9 protein-coding genes are annotated in these 13,036 nt (G+C 73.7%); 5 read left to right on the top strand and 4 right to left on the bottom strand.

Annotated elements, in window-relative coordinates; translation table 11 throughout:
• Positions 1–105: 105 nt before the first annotated feature.
• Positions 106–1,002, bottom strand: coding sequence for a septum formation family protein (locus BUE43_RS02625; protein WP_159447678.1), 897 nt, complete (start codon positions 1,000–1,002; stop codon positions 106–108).
• Between the two features lie 199 nt (positions 1,003–1,201).
• Here BUE43_RS02625 and BUE43_RS02620 point away from each other — a divergent pair, with 199 nt between their 5' ends.
• The 5 genes from BUE43_RS02620 (at position 1,202) to BUE43_RS02600 (ending at position 6,579) form a co-directional block, all read left to right on the top strand.
• Positions 1,202–2,836, top strand: coding sequence for a M4 family metallopeptidase (locus tag BUE43_RS02620; protein WP_073479680.1), 1,635 nt, complete (start codon positions 1,202–1,204; stop codon positions 2,834–2,836).
• A gap of 376 nt (positions 2,837–3,212) precedes the next feature.
• The gene (locus tag BUE43_RS02615) at positions 3,213–3,536 is read left to right on the top strand and encodes a DUF3311 domain-containing protein (protein ID WP_073479679.1); all 324 of its coding nucleotides are present in this window, start codon (positions 3,213–3,215) and stop codon (positions 3,534–3,536) included.
• Positions 3,533–5,176 carry a monocarboxylate uptake permease MctP gene (mctP, locus tag BUE43_RS02610; RefSeq protein WP_073479678.1) on the top strand — a complete coding sequence of 548 codons (1,644 nt, stop codon included), beginning with the start codon at positions 3,533–3,535 and terminating at the stop codon, positions 5,174–5,176. The genes BUE43_RS02615 and mctP overlap by 4 nt, the downstream gene beginning before the upstream one ends.
• 225 nt (positions 5,177–5,401) lie before the next feature.
• Entirely contained in the window at positions 5,402–5,941 is a 540-nt protein-coding gene (locus BUE43_RS02605) for a hypothetical protein (protein WP_143173907.1), read from the top strand.
• Positions 5,942–5,979: 38 nt separating this feature from the next.
• Positions 5,980–6,579 carry a peroxidase-related enzyme gene (locus BUE43_RS02600; RefSeq protein ID WP_073479676.1) on the top strand — a complete coding sequence of 200 codons (600 nt, stop codon included), beginning with the start codon at positions 5,980–5,982 and terminating at the stop codon, positions 6,577–6,579.
• A gap of 273 nt (positions 6,580–6,852) precedes the next feature.
• Here BUE43_RS02600 and BUE43_RS02595 read toward each other — a convergent pair whose 3' ends face one another.
• Genes BUE43_RS02595 through BUE43_RS02585 form a run of 3 tightly spaced genes read right to left on the bottom strand, consistent with a single transcriptional unit; the run spans position 6,853 to position 12,787 of the window.
• Positions 6,853–7,758 (bottom strand): ROK family protein, encoded by a 906-nt coding sequence (locus tag BUE43_RS02595; protein WP_073479675.1) that lies wholly within the window; start codon positions 7,756–7,758, stop codon positions 6,853–6,855.
• A gap of 44 nt (positions 7,759–7,802) precedes the next feature.
• The gene (locus BUE43_RS02590; RefSeq protein ID WP_073479674.1) at positions 7,803–8,393 is read right to left on the bottom strand and encodes a DUF7158 domain-containing protein; all 591 of its coding nucleotides are present in this window, start codon (positions 8,391–8,393) and stop codon (positions 7,803–7,805) included.
• Entirely contained in the window at positions 8,390–12,787 is a 4,398-nt protein-coding gene (locus tag BUE43_RS02585; protein ID WP_200797342.1) for a glycoside hydrolase family 38 N-terminal domain-containing protein, read from the bottom strand. Before BUE43_RS02585 ends, BUE43_RS02590 begins: the two co-directional genes overlap by 4 nt.
• Between the last annotated feature and the right edge of the window lie 249 nt (positions 12,788–13,036).

Here is a 13,036-nt window from a genome sequence, read left to right as displayed (position 1 = left end):
GGCCAAGTGGTCCCTTTCCGGACGACCAGCTGTCGCCGCGTGACCCGTTCGGGCGGTGCGATCCCGGCGTGTGGGTGAAGGGGCCGGCCAGGGCAGGGGGCGCGGTCAGCTCGGCAGCGGGTTCGTGCCGATGCCCCGGAGGCGGGACTTCACCGCGGTGGTCGTCTCCACGTAGCAGACGGCCACCGAGAAGCCCTCCGACCAGCTCGCCGGGCTGGGCAGCCGCCACGAGACCAGCACGTCCGGCCGCGCCGCGCCCACGTAGCCCGTCACCGCCTGGGCGCAGTGCGGCTGCGCGGCCTGGGTCATCTGCTCGGGGCTCGGCGGCGGGTCGTGGGGCGCGCCGAGGGCGAGCACGCCGGGCACCGCCTCCGCGAGGTGTGGTTGGTCGCAGGGCACCGTGACCAGGCGGTCGTCCCGACTGGGGGAGCCGGCCGCGCACTGCTGGTAGGCGTCGAGGCCGTTGGCCAGCGCGCCGTGCAGCGAGCCGGTGCGCGCGACCGGTCGGTCGTCCGGGCCGGCCTCGAACACCGCGCACACCAGCCACCGCTGGCCGGCGGCCCAGTCGCGGGCGGAGGGCCAGAACGCCCACGACCGCAGCCGGGTGGCGTCGACGTCGCCGCTGCCGAGGTACCCGACGGCGGCCTGCCGGCAGCGGGGCAGCGCGGCCTGCCGCACCACGCTCTCGTCCGGGGTGGCGGGCAGGGTCGCCGGCAGGGTGTCGGTCGCGGTCACCTCGCCCTCGTGCGGCTGGTCGCAGGCGACCTCGTCGTACTCCGCCCCCCGGACGCAGGCCCCCACCCGGGGCGGCGCCGCGCCCATGCCCGAGGTGGGTGTGGCCGGGCCGGAGGTCTGCCCGGAGGCCGGGCCGCTCTCCCGGGTGCCGGCGGTCGGCGTTCCGCTGACCGGACCCGTGCAGCCGCCGACGAGCCCCGTGGCCAGGACGGTGACCAGCACCGCGGCCACGGCGGGGACCGGGGGGAGACGCAGCGCCGCGATCATGCCGGGTCGACCGTACTCCCGCCTCGGTGGCCTCGAACGGGGCATAACGGGTGACGACAGATCGTGACCCCTTCCCGCTCTCTTACCCCTTTTGTCGCAATTAGCCCGACGAATGGCGGGTGTGCTTACCCCGAAAGGCTGGACAGGATCACTCCCACGTCACGAATGGTGACTCCCTGCTGTCTTTCTGGAGTGACGCATGTCCCACGCACGACGAGGTGCCGCGCTCTTCGCGGCGGCCCTCGCCCTCGGCGTCGTCGCGGCCGCGGAGCCCGCGCTCGCCGCCCCACCCGGCCAGGACGTGGACGTCCAGGTCGACGACCTCGGGCGCACCCGCGAGGTCACCCCGCGCTCCCCGAAGCCCGCGCCGTCGGGCCAGACCGACCTGCGGGCCGCCGGCGCGGCGCACTCGGCGCGGCTGGCCCAGCAGTTCGGCGCCGGTGTGGGCGCGCTGGAGGTCCTGAGCAGCCGGACGACGCCCGCGGGCGGGGTCGTCAGGCTGCAGCAGACCATCGACGGCGTCCCGGTGCTCGGCGGCCAGGTCGTCGAGGTGCTCGACCGGTCCGGCGCGCTGGTCTCCGCGCACGGCCGGACGGCGCGCGGGCGCGCCGGGTCGTTCCCCGCCGACCGGACCGCCGCGGCTGAGGGCGCCGCGCGGTCCGCGCTCGACCGGGTGGCCGGCGAGTCCGGCCAGGGCGTCACCGACCTGCGGGTCGCCGAGTCCCGGCCCTACTGGTACGACGCGAGCCTGCTCGGCGCCGAGGGCGCGACCGACGCGGTTCCGGCGTTCCAGGTCACGGTCGCCGGCAAGGGCGCCGAGGACCGGTGGACCGTCGTGGTCGACGCCGGCTCCCGGGCCGCGCTGGCCACCTGGTCCGACACCCACGAGGCGGTCAACCGCGCGGTCTGCGACGCCAACCGCACGACCGTGGACGGCAACGACGACAGCGCGTTCCGCTGTGGCACGGCGTTCCGGGTCAGCCGTCGTGAGGGCGGCCGCCCCTCGTCGGTCGCGGACGTCAACAAGGTCTACGACTTCTTCGGGGACACCTCGAAGTTCTACGCCAGCAAGGTCGACGCGGACCTCACCGACCTGATCGGCGTGGACTACGGCGACGGCGCGGGCAAGGCGCTCCGGGCCACGGTCCGCGTCTGCGTCTCCGGCGAGAAGTGCCCGTACCAGAACGCCTTCTGGTCGCCGCAGGCCCAGCAGATGGTCTTCGGCGAGGGCGTCACCACCGACGACGTCACCGGGCACGAGCTGACCCACGGGGTCACCGAGCACATCTCCGGGCTGGTGTACCGCGGCGAGTCGGGCGCGATCAACGAGTCGCTGTCGGACATCTTCGGCGAGTTCGTCGACCTGACCAACGGCAGCTCGGACGACACCGCGGGCAACCGGTGGAAGATGGGTGAGGGCTCGGCTCTGGGCGTCATCCGCGACATGGCGAACCCGCCCGCGCACAACGACCCGGACCGCAAGGGCAGCTCCCTGTGGTACCCGCGCTACCAGACCGCGCGGGACAACAGCATCTTCGTCCACCGCAACAGCGGGGTGGGCAACAAGGCCGCCGCGCTGATCGCGGACGGGGGCAGCTTCAACGGGCAGCGGATCCGGGGCATCGGCATCGACAAGTCGGCCTCGCTGTGGTGGTCGGTGCAGAACCTGCTGACCTCCGGCGCGGACTACGCGGAGCTGGGCACCGTGCTCAACAGTGCGTGCCGGCAGAACGCCGAGGGCGGCGTCGCCGGCACGACCAGGGACGACTGCGCCCAGGTCGCCAAGGCGGTCACCGCCACCGAGATGACCAAGAGGCTGCAGTCGCGCGGCTGAGCGCGTCGGCGTCTGTTCCCGACAGGTGACAGCGTGCCGGCCGTCCGGATCCCGGGCGGCCGGCACGCCCGTTCCGGGCCCGGAGCGCGAGCGGGTGAGCAGAGCCGGCGCGGCCGGGACGTGCCTTGGTTCTCGTGGCGGTCCGCGCTACCCGGTTCGGGTGAGCATGGCCCCTCTGTCTCAGATATCGGACGCCTGTTGTCACAATTTGGGCATCAAACGGGTGGTGGCATCCACCTAAACGGGTGACGAGGCCAACATGTCGGCTTAACATCCGCGACACACCCGCCCCGACGGGTGGGCCGGGCAACCCCCCGGCTGGTCGCCGCCGCGTGGCAGCCCGCACCGGGTCGCCACGCCACCGAGAGGGAGACCGATGTCCACTGGTTCGCCGCCGCCACGCGCCGGCCACAGCGGCAACGGGCTGCGCTGGAACGCCTGGAACCTGCTGCTCCTCGTCCCGCTGCTGATGCTGGCCACCGCGCTGTACAACGAGGACCGCCCCCGGCTGTTCGGGCTGCCGTTCTTCTACTGGTGCCAGTTCCTCTTCGTGCCCCTCGGCGTCCTCTGCGTGGGGCTGGTCTACCTCAGGACCAGGGACGAGCCGGTGCGGACGGACCGACCGGACCGGTTGTCGGTGGACGACCTCGACAGCGCCGGCGCCGCCGGGCGGCGCCAGGACGGGAGCGACGCGCGGTGAACGACCTGCAGTGGACCGAGATCGTCGTCTTCAGCGCGCTGTTCCTGCTCGTCACCGTGCTGGGGTTCGTCGCGGCCCGGTGGCGGGCCGGCGACAGCCTGGACCACCTCGACGAGTGGGGTCTGGGCGGCCGGAAGTTCGGGTCGTGGATCACCTGGTTCCTGGTCGGCGGTGACCTCTACACGGCGTACACGTTCGTCGCCGTGCCGGCCCTCATCTTCGGCGCCGGGGCGATGGGCTTCTTCGCCCTGCCGTACACGGTGATCCTGTACCCGATCGTCTTTCTGCCGCTGCTGCGCATGTGGTCGGTGTCCCGCGTGCACGGCTACGTCACCCCCGCCGACTACGTGCGGGGGCGCTACGGCTCGTCGCTGCTGGCCCTGCTCGTGGCGCTGACCGGGATCATCGCCACGATGCCCTACATCGCGCTCCAGCTCGTCGGGCTGGAGGCCGTGTTGCGCACCATGGGCTTCAACGGCTCCGGCGTGATGGGCCACGCGCCGCTTTTCATCGCGTTCCTGATCCTCGCGCTCTACACCTACCAGTCGGGGCTGCGCGCGCCCGCGCTGATCGCGTTCGTCAAGGACACGCTGATCTACATCGTCATCCTGGTCGCGGTGTTCTACCTGCCGAGCAAGCTCGGCGGCTGGGACACGATCTTCGACCAGGCGCAGGCCAAGTTCGACGCGAGCAGGACCCCGTCGGACGGCATCCTGCTGAACCACAACAACCAGCTCCAGTACGCCACCCTCGCGCTCGGCTCCGCGCTGGCGTTGTTCCTCTACCCGCACTCGCTGACCGGCATCCTCGCCTCCAAGGGCCGCAACGTGATCAAGCGGAACATGGTGGCGCTGCCGGCGTACTCGCTGCTGCTCGGCATGCTGGCGTTGCTGGGGTACGTCGCCATCAGCGCCAATTCCACGCCGCTCACCAACCAGGCGACCGGCCGGCCGGACTCGAACACGATCGTCCCGGTGCTGTTCGAGCAGCAGTTCCCCGGCTGGTTCACCGGCATCGCCTTCGCCGCCATCGGCATCGGCGCGCTGGTGCCCGCGGCGATCATGTCGATCGCGGCGGCGAACCTGTGGACCCGCAACATCTACAAGGAGTACCTGCGCAGGGACGCCTCGCCGGCGCAGGAGGCCAAGCAGGCCAAGCTCGCCTCGCTGGTGGTGAAGTTCGGCGCGATCGCGTTCATCGTGTTCGTCGACCCGCAGTTCTCCATCGACCTCCAGCTCATCGGCGGCGTGATCATCCTGCAGACGCTGCCGGCGGTGGCGATCTCGCTCTACACCCGGTGGTTCCACCTCTGGGGCCTGGTCACGGGCTGGGTCGTCGGCATGGCCTGGGGGTTCGTGATGCTCTACGGCATCCCGAACCCGGCGGCCGGCAAGGCGCACTTCGGCGGCTCGGCGCTGACCTTCGGCGAGCTGTCGCTGTTCGGCTGGCGGCCCTTGGCCGGCTCGCAGGTGCAGATCTACGTCGGGTTCGTGGCGCTGGTGGCGAACCTGCTGGTGGCGGCCCTGGTCACCCTGGTGCTGCGCCGGATGCGGGTCCTCAACGGCACGGACGAGACCAGGCCGGGCGACTACCACGCCGACGAGGGCGACCCGTCGCTCAAGCCGGTGGGCTCGCACTGACGACCGCCCGCGGTCGCTCCGCCCCCTGACGTCCCCTCACCGGGCCGGGTCCTGAACGCGGGACCCGGCCCGGTGCTGTTCCAGTGCTGTTCCAGTGCTGTTCCCGGCGCTGGCCACGCGCGAGGCCGGCCGCGGTGAGGCCGGCTACGGCGGGAGGGCCGGCCCCACTCGCCCGGGTGACATGAGGTGGGGATCGGGTGGCGCGCTGCCGATGCGTCGGCGGTGATGAAGCGCCTGCGTCGCCCCGAAAGCTGGTGGACGGCCCTCGCCGGAGTGACCGTCCTGGCCGCCCTCGCCGTCCCCGCGACCCCCACGCACGCCCTGACGCGGCACGTGTGCGCCGGCACCGTCCAGACCACCTACGACGGCGGGCTCAACGACGTCGAGAAGCCGGTGGGCGTGAGCGGCGTCGGCTCGATCACGTGTCCCGTCGAGCCCGCGCCGCACACCAGGGGCCGGATCACCTTCAGCAACGCGGGTCTGCCCAACCAGCTCTCGTGCTCCACCGGCAGGACCGGCATGGCGGGGCAAATCACCTGGAGCGACAACGCCACCACGACCTTCCACGTGGCGGAGTCCCAGGTGCACGACGTGTCCGGGGTGCGGCTGCTGGCCATGAGGGGAGTGGTCACCGAGGGGGACTTCGCCGGTCACCAGGTCGAGGCCGGCTTCCCGGTCAGCGCGCGGGAGCACGGGGAGAGCTGCGCGACCGCCCGGGGCATCGACCGCGCCACCGGTGGCATCACGATCATCCTCACGAACTAGGTCTGGCCGGCGGGGGTGCGCGCGACTAGCGTGCGGACATGTCCGCCTCCCACCCCGACCTCCCCGAGTCGGTGAGCAGGTTCGGCGTCACCGAGCCCGAGGAGCTCCCCGAGGACCTCCGACTCCGGGTCGCCGCCGTCGTCGAGAAGACCGGCTTCGTCCCCAACATCTTCCGGGCACTGGGCCACCGGCCCGACGAGCTGCGCGCGTTCATGGACTACCACGACGCGCTCATGGAGTCCGAGGGCGGACTGAGCAAGGCCGAACGCGAGCTGGTCGTCGTCGCCACATCCGGCGCGAACCACTGCACCTACTGCGTCGTGGCTCATGGCGCGGTGCTGCGGATCAGGAGCAAGGACGCGCACCTGGCCGACCACGTGGCCACCAACCCGTGGTCGGCCGAGCTGCCCCCGAGGCAGCGGGCCATCGTCGACCTCGCGCTCGTGCTCGCCGGAGAGTCGGCCCTGCTGGCCGAGGACGACCTCGACGCGGCCCGCTCCGCCGGCCTCGACGACGAGGAGATCTGGCAGGTCGGCGCGATCACCGCGTTCTTCGCGCTGTCCAACCGCCTGGCCCACCTCACGGCCCTCCGCCCCAACCCGGAGTTCCACCTGATGGGGCGGCTCCCGCGCGGCTGAGCGCCGTACACCCCGGATTCTCCGGCCAGATCGCCCTTTCACCGGAGGGCGTCAGGCCACGAGTGTCGTTTCTCGGCTGATCGTGGGCGATCACGGTGTTTCGCCCACTACAACTCCTGAGTATGGGGGAACCCCCACTTCAAACATCGCATGCGGGACTGACAGAACGGGGTGCGGTGAGCTCACCCGGGAGGGTGAAGGAGCGGGATTCGCCTCCTTCGGGTGAGGCCAGGGCCGCCGAGTGCCCCGCCGCACGTGGGCCAGGAGCGCTCGTCAGGGGCGCAGGAGCGCCGCGGCGCCGATGAGGCCGGCCTCGCCACCGAGCTCCGCCGGAACGACGCGCAGGTCCGCCAGGTACGACAGACCCGCGTGGACGTCGAGCGCGCGACGCACGGGGTCGAACAGGAGCGGACCGGCCTGCGCCACCCCGCCGCCGACCACCACCAGGTCGAGGTCGCAGACCGCCGCGACGGCGGCGATCATCAGGCCCACCGCGTGCCCGCCCCGCTCGAACGCCGCCGCCGCGACCGCGTCGCCGGAGCGCGCGGCGTCGGCGAGTACGGCGGCGTCCGCCCCGGCAGGCGCCTGCCAGCCGCGCTCGCGGGCCCAGCGCACCATGCGCGGCCCGCTGGCCACGGTCTCCACGCAGCCGCGGCCACCGCAGGTGCACGGCTCGCCGTCCGGCTCCACCACCAGGTGCCCGATGTGCCCCGCGTTGCCGGTCCGGCCGCCGTAGGCGCGGCCGTCGAGCACGAGCCCGCCCCCGACCCCGGTCGAGACGACCATGCCGAGCAGGTAGCGGCTGCTCTGCCCGGCCCCGCGCCAGTGCTCGCCGAGCGCCGTGCACACGCCGTCGCCGGCGAGCTGGACCGGAACCCCCGGCACGAGGTCGGCGACCCGCGCCCGCAGCGGGAAGTGCCGCCACCCGCCGATGTTGATCGGGCTGACCGTGCCGCGCGCGGTGTCGATCGGCCCCGCGCAGCCGATGCCCACGCCCCGCACCGAGGGCGTGCCGGCCAGCACCTCGTCCACCGCCGACCGCACCTGCGCCCACGCGTGTTCCGCGTCGTCGGCCGGCGTGGGGCGGATCGCGCTCCGCAGCAGGCTGCCGTCACCGTCCACGACCCCCGCGGCGATCTTGGTGCCGCCGACGTCGATCGCGAGCACCAGGTCGCTCACGCGGTCTCCCTTCCCGGGGGCGGGCCGCCCCGTGGGAACGGACCCTAGTGCCGGTGGGTGTTGTCCGGCTGGCGCGGGTCGCCCGGGTGCTCGTAGCCGGGGGCGAGCCGGACCCGCGTCGCCCGGGCGCGGTCGAGCCATTCCACGAAGGCCCGCCGCCGGGCCGCGCCCCGCAGGAGGGCCCCGATCCGCTCCCGGGCCCGGTCCGCCGGGGCCGGTCCGAGCACGTCGCCGTTGCGCGCCTGGTAGGCCGTCACCTCCGCCTCCGGCACGTCCACCTCGGCGGTGACCGCGGCGAACACCGCCCTGGCGAGCGCGTTCCGCGCCAGCAGCGCGGCCGTGGCGCTGCCCAGTTCGAGCAGGTGGTGCCGTTCGGGCGCGAGGTCGGTCACCGCGGGCGCGTCGTCGTCGGCCAGCCGCCGGCGGTGCGCCTCGGCCGCGACCAGGCGCTCGGCGGTGAGGACCTGGACCAGCCAGCGCCGCACCTGCCGACCCTCGCTCGTCTCCGGCGCGGGCAGCGCGGACGCGGCGCGCCCGGTCCGCAACACCCGCTCGGCCTCGTCCACCTCGGCGACGGCCACGGGGCGTCCGTCCACCCAGGCGGCCACCTCCGCCGCCGTGGTCCTCGTGGTCATTCCGTCACCTCCAGCGGAACGGCGGGCGAGTACAGCAGCCGACCCGCGCCCGCGACCTTCACGAGCGCCCACCACGTGCCCGGTTCCGCCCAGCGCGGCGGCGCGACGTCGAACGCGATCTCCGCCTCGCCGCGCGCCGGCAGCTCCACCCCGAGCGCGGCGGAGGGGACGGCCTCCCAGGTGCCCCAGGGGCTCACCAGCCGCGCCTCCACCGCGATCGGGGCGTGCGCGTCGGTGCCGACGACGACCGCGAGCCGGCCCCGGCCGCCGCGCGCGACCCGCACCGGCTCGGGACCGCGGACGAGGCGCAGCAGCCGGCCGGGCACCGGGTCCGCCTCGTCAACCACCCCCTCCAGCGCGAAGACGCCGGCCTCCCACTCCGGGACGCCGAGCACGGCGACGTCCTCCACGGCCTGGGTCCAGCTCGGCGGCAGGTCCGCCCCGGACAGCGTCAACCGCGCGCGCACCGGGTGCCGGCCCGGCGGGGGGACGGGGTCGCCGGCGCGGCAGGGCGGCGCGTGCACCCGCACCTCGGCCGCCACGTGGCCGCACGGCGGCAGGGTCACGTCGAACTCGGCCGGCTCGGCGACCCAGTGCGGCGGGGTCACGAGGCGCACGGTGCCGTGGAGGTCGCCGTCGGTGCGGTCGGAGGCGACGGAGACGGTCAGGGTGAGGCGTCCTCCCGGTTCCACCTCGGCCTGGACGGGGTCCACGTGCACCGAGGCGGGAAGACCGCCCAACGGGGCCGGTCCCCGGTTGTGCAGCCAGTACCGGGCGGAGAGCGGCTGCGCGTCCTCCGCATCCGGCGCGAGCGAGCTCCCGGGGCGGACGGCGGTGTTCGGCACGACGAGCTCCGGTTTGGCCACGAACGTCGCGGTCTCGTACCCGGTGAGCTCGGCGGCCAGCTCGCCGTCACCGGGCAGGCTGTCCCCGCGTTGTTCGAGCAGGTCGGCGTGGGCGGGGTCGACGAACCGCAGCACCGGTGAGGTCACGGTGACGCTCGTGCGCTCGCCCCGGGTCTCGACCAGCCGCAGGGCGATGCCCGCGGTGGGGTCGGCGGCCTCGGCGCGTCCCTGCGTGAGCGGGTTGCCCGCGACCTTCAACGCGCCGAGCCGGACCCGGTCGGCCGGCTCGACCCGGAGCAGCGAGCCGCTGGCCGCGAGGAGGGGGCGGTCCCCGGCGCGGCCCGGGACCGAGTCCGGAGCCGGGGACAGGCCCGAGCCCAGGTTGGCAACTGGGTCCGGAACCGGGACCGCGAGCAGGGGCTGCGCGTACGCCGCGCTCGCCTCCGGAACACCGACCGCGCGCCAGTCGCCCTCGCCCGAGACCAACGCGTACTCGAAGACGTGGGTCCAGTGCTGGAGCTGGAACCCGGAGCCGTCCGGGGTGGCGCGTCGCGGGGGGTCGATCCAGACCCCGGAGGGCCAACCGGTGCACGAGCGCAGCAACGACGCGTGGAGGGTGCCGTGCGCGTCGACCACGAACCCCGGGATCCCGCGGTTGAGCAGCGCGACCGTGCGCTCCTCCATGCCATGCCCCGTCGCCGGCCCCCGCTGTTCGACGGTGATCTCGTGGTCGTCGAGGTCGGCGACGACGGCGGCGACCACCGAGGGCAGGTCGGCCTCGTCGCGCGCGGCCAGGACCAGCGTGGGCAGCGCGCGGGCGTCGGTGAGGTCGGCGCCGGGCACCCAGACCTCGGGCAACGCGTGCTCGGCCGGGACCCACAGCACCGCGCGGCCGGTCTCGTCGAGCTGGCGTTCCAGCTCGGCGTGCCAGGCGAGCCCCGCCCGGCCGATCACCTCGGCGGTGAGGGCGTTGCGGGCCGGCCCGCCGAGGGCGATCCGGAAGTCGGGCAGGTTGGAGTCGACGTCCAGGTTCCCGTAGCGAGCGCCGTCGGCCTCGCCGGTCGTGGCGGTCACGCCGGAGCGCGCCAGGGCGCACACCAGGTCGCGGGCCAACTCGGCGGCCTCGTCCCGGCGCGGGACCACGACCTCGGCCACCCCGAGCGGGCGGGCCGCCCCGTTGACCCGGACCCGCGCCGTCGAGCCGAGCCCGAACCACGTGTGGGCCGGGTTGTCCAACGTCCAGGGGTGCGTGCCGGCGTCCACGTCCGGGAAGCCGGGGCCGCGGCCGATCACCGCGTCGCCCACCTCGCTCACCGGCAGTCCACCGGGCACGGGGCAGGGCCACCGGACGCGCAGCAGCTCGTCGGAGCCGGTGAACTCCTCCACGGTGGTCGAGCACTCGACCCTCGGGACGCCGTGCCACAGCGTGATCCGCTGGGTGTAGCGCACGGGCCCGACCTGGCCGCGCACCTCGACGCGTTCGCCCAACGGCGAGCGCAGTGCCCGCACCGACGCGGCCGGTCGGCTGCCCGCGGTCGTGACCGGCCCGCGGGGCAGCAGGTGCCACGGCCCCTCGCCGAACCGGGGGTGCGCCGGGTACTCGCGGTAGACGACGAGTTCGTTGCCCAGCCGTCCGGTCGCGACGAGCTCGCGTCCGGTCGCCAGCTCGACCAGGCTGCACACGCCACCGCCCCTGGCTGGGTCGACCGTGAGCCGGTGGTGGTCGTTGGCGATCTCCACCCCGTCGATCTCGGCCCAGCCGGGTGAGTCCACAGTGGACGGAGTGACGCGGAAGACGCGCCAGCCCAGAGCGGGGATGTCCCCGGCGAGGAACGACACGGTCGTGCCGTCGTGCTCCACGAGGCACGGCAGGGCGCGTCCCTCCTCGTCCAGAACCCTTGCGCCGCCGTGTGGTTCGGGGAGCCGGACGGTCACCAGGTCGGTGCGGTCGCGGGTGAGCGGGTTCCACACCACGACCGGGCCCCCCGCGGGGCCACTGGTGTCCACAGTGGACGAGAGGGCGCGGAGCGCCGCGTCCCTGGCGCCCACGGCGAGGTCCCTGGCCTCCCGCCACCCCGTCAGCAGGTCGAGGTAGACCTGGTCGCTCTCCGAGCCGGTGATGCCGTCGTGGTGCGCTCCGTACACCAATTGCGCCCACGCCTTCGCGAACGCGGCGTCCGGGTAGCGCGCGCCGGTCAGCAGCGCGGCGAACACGGCGAACCGCTCCGCCTGGAGCACGGCGTCCTCGGCCACGCGCTGCGCCTGCTTCGTGTCGATGTAGGAGACGTCCTTGCCGGTGTAGATCGGGTTCATGTCCCGGGTCTGCGGGGCCGCGGCAACCCCGCGCTCGGCCATCTCGGCGCGGACCGCGGCGAAGAAGTCCCTCGGCAGCGAGCAGACGAACCGCGGCCACGTGTAGCGGGAGTTCCAGTCCCGGTGGATCCGGGTGACCCACTTGTTGGGCGGGCTGTAGTCGGTGCCCACCGGCAACAGCACGTTGCGGGTGGTCGCCACCTTCCGCAGGCCCTTGAACAGCTCGTAGGTGGCCTCCTCCGCGGCCTCCAGGGAGGGCGAGGAGTCCATCCAGTAGCCGGCGGAGTAGTGGTCGGCCATGTAGTGCGTGAGCACCCCGCGCCCCGACGGGGAGAGCCACTCGAACTCGCTGCGGAACTGCATCCGCGTCGGGTCGCCCTTCACCCCGTCCCTGACCTCCATCGGCCCCCACTGGTGGAAGGGGCCGCGGGCCCACGCGCTGTCCGACAGGCCGACGTCGGCGGCCATGCCGGGGAAGGCGGGGTCGTGCCCGAACACGTCGAGCTGCCACGCGGTTCGGGGGTCGGCGCCGAGCACGTGGCGTTGGAAGCCCATGCCGTGCACGAAGTTGCGGATCGTGCTCTCCGGGCTGGTCAGGTTGGTGTTGGGCTCGTTGTAGGTGCCGCCCATGATCTCCACGCGGCCCTCGGCCAGCAGCCGGCGCAGCAGCGCGCGGTCCTCGGGGTGGGCGTCCCAGTAGGGCTTGAGGTAGTCCACCTCGGCCAGCACGAACCGGTACTCCGGCTCGCGCAGGGCCAGGTCGAGGTGCGCGCGGACCAGGTCGAAACCGGCCATCTGGAAGCTCGACCTGCCCGAGCCGGGGAAGTCCAGCCGGTCCCAGTCCGCGGTGTAGGCGCCCTGGGTGTTCCACCAGACCGGGTCGTAGTGGAAGTGGCTGACCATGTGCACGGTCCAGCCCGGCTCCGCGACGACCAGGTCGAAGTCGAGGGTCTCCTCCGCGCCCTCCGAGACCGCCACGACCCGGGCCGGCACGCGGCAGCCGGGGCGGTGGTCGCCGGTGGCGACCCCGATCTCCACCGTCGTCCGCCCTGCCGCGCGCGTGCTGACCGGCGCCGGAGTGTCGAGCCCCCGGCCCGCGACGTGCACGCGGGCCGGGCACGCGGCGCCGTCGATGCCGGCCGCGCCGTCGGCGACCACCCGCACCACCTGGAGGGGCGCGGTCTCCCGACCGATGAAGAGTTCGGTCGGCTCGACGGCGAGCAGGCGCATCGGCATACCTACGACCATGACCACCTGTGGCGTGGGACACAAGTCCACCCACCCGAGTGACGGTACGCCCCTCCGGCACCGGGCACACGTGCGCCCTGCGCCACCCTGGCCTCGCCGTTCACGGCCCCGAACCCGGGACCGAGCCCGCCGCCGTCAGGTCAACAGGCGCCACCGAACTCCATCAAATCGTGTCAATCATCCCCACCGCCGGCGCACCGCCGGCAAAAATGTCAGCCCCGCGCGCGATAATAAGAA

Source organism: Streptoalloteichus hindustanus (assembly GCF_900129375.1).
Taxonomy (GTDB): domain Bacteria; phylum Actinomycetota; class Actinomycetes; order Mycobacteriales; family Pseudonocardiaceae; genus Streptoalloteichus; species Streptoalloteichus hindustanus.
The sequence above is the reverse complement of the archived record's forward strand: the minus strand, read 5'-3'. Positions and strand labels throughout refer to the sequence as shown.

What these genes read in the sequence shown, in the direction of transcription:
- BUE43_RS02625 (WP_159447678.1), bottom strand. Translation starts at nt 1,002, where the DNA reads ATGATCGCGGCGCTGCGTCTCCCCCCGGTCCCCGCCGTGGCCGCGGTG.
- BUE43_RS02620 (WP_073479680.1), top strand. Translation starts at nt 1,202, where the DNA reads ATGTCCCACGCACGACGAGGTGCCGCGCTCTTCGCGGCGGCCCTCGCC.
- BUE43_RS02615 (WP_073479679.1), top strand. Translation starts at nt 3,213, where the DNA reads ATGTCCACTGGTTCGCCGCCGCCACGCGCCGGCCACAGCGGCAACGGG.
- BUE43_RS02605 (WP_143173907.1), top strand. Translation starts at nt 5,402, where the DNA reads ATGAAGCGCCTGCGTCGCCCCGAAAGCTGGTGGACGGCCCTCGCCGGA.
- BUE43_RS02600 (WP_073479676.1), top strand. Translation starts at nt 5,980, where the DNA reads ATGTCCGCCTCCCACCCCGACCTCCCCGAGTCGGTGAGCAGGTTCGGC.
- BUE43_RS02590 (WP_073479674.1), bottom strand. Translation starts at nt 8,393, where the DNA reads ATGACCACGAGGACCACGGCGGCGGAGGTGGCCGCCTGGGTGGACGGA.
- BUE43_RS02585 (WP_200797342.1), bottom strand. Translation starts at nt 12,787, where the DNA reads ATGCCGATGCGCCTGCTCGCCGTCGAGCCGACCGAACTCTTCATCGGT.